The sequence below is a fragment of the Bradyrhizobium sp. PRIMUS42 genome, from assembly GCF_023006515.1.
Lineage (GTDB): Bacteria > Pseudomonadota > Alphaproteobacteria > Rhizobiales > Xanthobacteraceae > Bradyrhizobium.
The window spans coordinates 1-447 of sequence record NZ_JALBGZ010001602.1 but is presented as its reverse complement, the minus strand read 5'-3'; the positions used below and the strand labels follow the sequence as shown (position 1 = coordinate 447).

Sequence of the window (447 nt, the reverse complement as noted above, 5' to 3'; positions counted from 1 at the left end):
GGCCTGGTGACGCTGGCGAGCCCGCGCGATGCGCTCGCGATCAACGCGGCCGCGCTCACGGCTGTCATGGTGCGTCCCGTCGACACCGTCGTCGAGTTCGGCGAGTTGCTCGGCGACAAGCGCTACGGCACCTGCATCATCGGTCCCGGCGCGGGCGTCAGTGAGCGCACCTGCGATCTCGTTCACACCGCGCTCAGCGCCCAACGTCGTCTGGTGCTCGATGCCGATGCGCTGACGAGCTTTGCCGCAACCCCCGAGCGGCTGTTCGAATCGATCAAGTCCTCAGGTGACAATGCGGTGGTGCTGACCCCGCACGAAGGCGAGTTTCCGCGCTTGTTCTCCGACCTCAGCAACAAGAATCCGGGCCGCTCCAAGCTGGAGCGCGTGCGCGCCGCCGCCGAGCGTTGCGGCGCCGTCGTGCTGCTGAAGGGACCCGACACCACGATC

The 447-nt window shown here is 67.8% G+C and carries 1 protein-coding gene; it reads left to right on the top strand.

The features are described 5' to 3' along the window. A partial coding sequence (locus MOV75_RS41870) for an ADP/ATP-dependent (S)-NAD(P)H-hydrate dehydratase (RefSeq protein ID WP_247008745.1) occupies positions 1-447 on the top strand: 447 nt, incomplete at both ends.